1 protein-coding gene is annotated in these 327 nt (G+C 69.4%); it reads left to right on the forward strand.

Translation table 11 applies throughout. The annotated features are described in order from the left end of the window. Positions 1 to 25 precede the first annotated feature (25 nt). The coding region (locus tag ADK86_RS17850; protein ID WP_324611398.1) for a condensation domain-containing protein at positions 26 to 327 on the forward strand (302 nt) is incomplete at its 3' end.

A 327-nucleotide genomic window follows, 5' to 3' on the forward strand; every position in this document is an offset into this window, starting at 1 on the left:
GTGCGGCGGGGATGAGTCGGTGTTGGTGGTGCTTGTGCATCACATCGCCGCTGATGGGTGGTCGTTGGGGCCGTTGTGGCGGGATGTGGTGGTGGCGTACGAGGCGCGGAGGAGCGGGAGGGCGCCTGCGTGGCGCCCGCTGCCGGTGCAGTACGCGGATTTCGCGCTGTGGCAGATGTTGGACGGCAGTGCGGGGCAGGCAGAGTTCTGGCGTGCCGAACTGGCGGATTTGCCGGGCGAGTTGGCGCTCCCGTATGACCGTCCGCGTCCTGCCGCTCCGGATCACCGGGGCGCGACGGTGCCGTTCCGCTGGGATGCGGAGTTGCA

This window comes from Streptomyces sp. NRRL F-5755 (assembly GCF_001279365.1).
Classification (GTDB): domain Bacteria; phylum Actinomycetota; class Actinomycetes; order Streptomycetales; family Streptomycetaceae; genus Streptomyces; species Streptomyces rimosus.